Origin of the sequence: Bradyrhizobium sp., from assembly GCF_049691595.1 — a bacterium.
Classification (GTDB): Bacteria; Pseudomonadota; Alphaproteobacteria; order Rhizobiales; family Xanthobacteraceae; genus Bradyrhizobium.
On record NZ_JBAVNZ010000512.1, the window covers coordinates 1 to 3,645 of the forward strand.

The window sequence follows — 3,645 nt, forward strand, 5'->3', positions numbered from 1 at the left end:
GGCTTAAGAATGGCCTCTAACGTCGATGTGAGCGGCGTGACCTTGTCGACCGAGCAAAATTTCGCATGCGGGGCGATCATATTTACAGCGAATTCACAGAACGCCCTTGATGCCGGTGCTGGCAAAATCACCGCCGACATACAGCAGCGGACAGTCGTGTTCTTTCGCAACTTCATAGGCGAAACAGTCGCCAAAATTCAGACCGGCGGCGTCGATGCCTTTTCCCCATCGCGCATAGGCCAGCGCGATCCGTCGCGCGGAGGCTGGAGTTACCGCGACGGCATTGAAGCCGAGTCCGTCGATCAGGCTTTCCATCTCTTCGCCGACATGGCGGCGCTTCGCGACGATCAAGGCTTCCGCGATGGTCCCGGCCGAAATCAAAATCTCGTCTTCCGCCTCCAGCGCGGCAATGCAGGCGTCGGCCTCCGCCTGGCCGAGCACGATCGCCATCAGCGCCGACGTGTCGACCGCGATCATCCCGGCAAGCCGTTGTCGCCATAAAGGAAGTCCTGGCTCCTTGCAGCATCTGGCCCAGCCGTTGCCTTGGCCGCGCCGCTGGCCCGAGCGGCTTCGAGCAATTTTCGCCGCGCCTTGCGATCCGGTGCTGCCATCACCGGAACCAGCCGCACCGCCTCGTGGCCGTGCCGGGTCAGGATCACTTCGTCCCCGGCTTCGGCGCGGCGCACCAGTTCGGTCAGTTGTCCCTTGGCTTCCGTGACGGAAATCCGCATGGCTTCGCTCGTTTTGAACTCTTCAAGAAAACGGACCATTTACTGGTCCAAATGTCAAGCCGATCGTTGATCAGGGCACTGCCGCCGGCGCTCATGCCGCCCGTGCAGGGCTCGGCGCCGGAAAATAGTGTATCCGCTCTCCTTCGTTCCGCGCCGGGGCCACATTCCCGCGCGACACGGGCAAAAAATCTCGGAGGAACCTTTCATGTCGGCTCTGCCACTTTCGGGCATCAAGATTCTCGACCTGACGCGCGTGCTGGCGGGGCCGCTGTCGGCGCAGATGCTGGCCGATCTCGGCGCCGAGGTAATCAAGATCGAGCGGCCGGGCGGCGGCGACGACGCGCGCGCGTTCGGCCCGCCTTATCTGGTCGATCCCGAGGGCAAGGCGAACAACAACAATTCGTTCTATCTCTGCGCCAACCGCAACAAGAAATCGGTCACGATCAATATCGCGACACCGGAAGGCCAGGCGATCATCCGCGAACTCGCAAAGTCCTGCGACGTGATGATGGAGAATTACAAGGTCGGCGACCTCAAGCGCTACCGGCTCGACTATGAATCGATCAAGGCGATCAATCCCGGCATCATCTATTGCTCGGTGACGGGTTTCGGCCAGACCGGACCTTACGCGCCGCGCGCCGGCTATGACGCGATCTTCCAGGCGATGGGCGGCCTGATGAGCGTCACTGGCCATATCGACGGCGAGCCGGGCGCGGGGCCGATGAAGGTCGGCCCTTCGATCGTCGATTACATGACCGGCATGAACAGCTCGATCGGCATTTTGGCCGCGCTCTATCACCGTAAGGCCAATGGCGGCGAGGGCCAGCATATCGATGTCTGCCTGCTCGATACCGTGATCGCCTCGCTGTCGCATTATGCGCAGATCTACCTGGTCAACGGAAAGACGCCGCCGCGCCGCGGCACCTGGGGCAATGGCGGCATGCCCGCCGGCGCGTTCCGCTGCACCGACGGCGAATTGATGCTGGTGGTCGGCAATGACGGGCAGTTCGCGCGCACCTGCGCGGTGCTGGGGCAGCCGGAGCTCGCGAGCGATCCGAGATTCGCGAGGAACAACGATCGCGTCGTTCACGGCAAGGAGATCATGGCAATCTTCGCCGGCCTGTTCCTGAAAAACAAGGTCTCCTATTGGCTGCAAGAACTGGAAAAGGCCGGCGTGCCCTGCGGGCCGATCAATGATTTCGAACAAATGTTCGCCGATCCGCATGTCCGCGCGCGCGGCATGGAGATCAAGGTCGATCATCCCTTCGAACATGCGCTGTCCTTGATCCGCAATCCTCTCACTTTCTCCGGTACGCCGATAAACGATTATCGTGCGCCGCCGCTGCTCGGGGCGGACACCAAGGAAGTATTGGCGACGATCGGGTATGAGGATGCGAAGCAGGAGGCGCTGAAGGAGCAGGGGATCATTTGATGGAGGCGGCGGCTGTGCGACTTGCGGCCCTGCTGCTCGGGCCGGCTGCCGTCAGCGCCATCACCGCCACCGCCACCACGCGGTCGATGATGCCCTGGACGTCGTCGAGGTCGCATTTTCCTTCCGACAGTTTGGTCAGCCGTTCCTTTTCGCGGATGGTGTGGTGCGCCATCGCGAGCGCGAAATGCAGGCCCCAATAGAGCTCGGCCTCGTCGCGGTCCGGCAGGGCGCGGCGCATCGCGGCGGCGAATTTGCGCAAATGATCGACCTCGCGGTTCTTGATGCGGCGGATCGGGGATACCGATTCGATCGAGGCGCGGATCATGAAGCGCGCCGCGGTCGAGCCTTCGCGGTCGGGGCCGAGGCAGCCGCGCAAGGTCGGGCCGACCAGCGCGCGCAGGATTGAATCGATGCTGGCGCGGCCGCCGCCGGCTTGTTCCGCGGCCTTCAGTTCGTTGAGCCGCTCGCGGTTGGTGGCGAGGCTGCGGGTGACGAACAGCTCCGCGATCAATTCGTCCTTGGAGCCGAAATGGTAGTTCACCGCCGCGAGATTGACCCCCGCCGCGGCGACGATGTCGCGCAGCGTCACGTCGCCAAAGCCGCGGTCGGCATAAAGCCGCTCGGCGGCGGCGAGGATGGCGGTTCTGGTCTGATCGCTCGGCATGGCTGACCCCCGGTCGGGGAGTTGCATTTCAAACAGTTGTATGAAACTATCGTTTGAAGGGCCGGAAATGTCAATGCGCATCAATTGGGCGCCGCCGTTCCGGCCGGCCAACCCACCGTCACCTCGTCGCCAACGCGCGATACGCTCTTGCGGCGGACAGGCGGCGGGGAGACAGTGCGGCAAAGGCTTCGAAAACCAAGGTGAGGAGCGTCCGATGGACTTCAATATGTCAGACCGCCAGAAGGAATGGCTGAACCGCGTGCAGTCGTTCATGCACAATCATGTCCGCCCGGCGGTGCCGATCTACAAGAAGCAGGACGAGGAAGGCGCGCGCTGGAAGGTGATTCCGGTGCTGGAGGATTTGAAGAAGAAGGCGAAGGCCGAGGGCCTCTGGAACATGTTCATGCCGCCGTCCTCGCACGAGGACGATGAATTCCGTGGCGCCGGATTGAGCAACCTGGAATACGCGCCGCTCGCCGAGGAGATGGGGCACATCAGCTGGGCCTCGGAGGTTTTCAACTGCTCCGCGCCGGACACCGGCAACATGGAAGTGCTGATGCGTTACGGCACCAGGGAGCACAAGCGGAAATGGCTGCGCCCGCTGATGGACGGCGAAATCCGCTCCGCCTTCCTGATGACGGAGCCTGCGGTGGCCTCTTCCGACGCGACCAATATCGAGACCCGCATCGAGAAGGACGGCGATCATTACGTCATCAACGGCCGCAAATGGTGGTCGTCGGGCGTCGGCGATCCCCGCTGCAAGATCGCGATCGTGATGGGCAAGACCGACCCGAAGGCGGCGCGCCACCAGCAGCAGT

At 62.9% G+C, this 3,645-nt stretch carries 5 protein-coding genes; 2 read left to right on the plus strand and 3 right to left on the minus strand.

Features of this window, described 5'->3' with window-relative positions; all coding sequences use genetic code 11:
• Positions 1–93: 93 nt before the first annotated feature.
• Positions 94–477 carry a type II toxin-antitoxin system VapC family toxin gene (locus tag WCE35_RS21105; RefSeq protein ID WP_424595256.1) on the minus strand — a complete coding sequence of 128 codons (384 nt, stop codon included), beginning with the start codon at positions 475–477 and terminating at the stop codon, positions 94–96.
• Entirely contained in the window at positions 474–731 is a 258-nt protein-coding gene (locus WCE35_RS21110; RefSeq protein WP_424595260.1) for a type II toxin-antitoxin system Phd/YefM family antitoxin, read from the minus strand. The genes WCE35_RS21105 and WCE35_RS21110 overlap by 4 nt, the downstream gene beginning before the upstream one ends.
• Positions 732–936: 205 nt before the next feature.
• Here WCE35_RS21110 and WCE35_RS21115 point away from each other — a divergent pair, with 205 nt between their 5' ends.
• Positions 937–2,163: a CaiB/BaiF CoA transferase family protein gene (locus tag WCE35_RS21115; RefSeq protein ID WP_424595257.1), complete on the plus strand. Its 1,227-nt coding sequence runs from the start codon at positions 937–939 to the stop codon at positions 2,161–2,163.
• Here WCE35_RS21115 and WCE35_RS21120 read toward each other — a convergent pair.
• Positions 2,156–2,827 carry a TetR/AcrR family transcriptional regulator gene (locus tag WCE35_RS21120; RefSeq protein ID WP_424595258.1) on the minus strand — a complete coding sequence of 224 codons (672 nt, stop codon included), beginning with the start codon at positions 2,825–2,827 and terminating at the stop codon, positions 2,156–2,158. The two genes, WCE35_RS21115 and WCE35_RS21120, sit on opposite strands and share 8 nt — an antisense overlap.
• A gap of 214 nt (positions 2,828–3,041) precedes the next feature.
• On the opposite strand from WCE35_RS21120, the gene WCE35_RS21125 reads away from it, so the two are divergent.
• On the plus strand, positions 3,042–3,645 hold a 604-nt coding region (locus WCE35_RS21125; protein ID WP_424595259.1), incomplete at its 3' end, for an acyl-CoA dehydrogenase family protein.

Bases quoted from the DNA above. Each gene is read 5' to 3' on its own strand.
- WCE35_RS21105 (WP_424595256.1), bottom strand. From the start codon at position 477: ATGATCGCGGTCGACACGTCGGCGCTGATGGCGATCGTGCTCGGCCAG.
- WCE35_RS21110 (WP_424595260.1), bottom strand. From the start codon at position 731: ATGCGGATTTCCGTCACGGAAGCCAAGGGACAACTGACCGAACTGGTG.
- WCE35_RS21115 (WP_424595257.1), top strand. From the start codon at position 937: ATGTCGGCTCTGCCACTTTCGGGCATCAAGATTCTCGACCTGACGCGC.
- WCE35_RS21120 (WP_424595258.1), bottom strand. From the start codon at position 2,827: ATGCCGAGCGATCAGACCAGAACCGCCATCCTCGCCGCCGCCGAGCGG.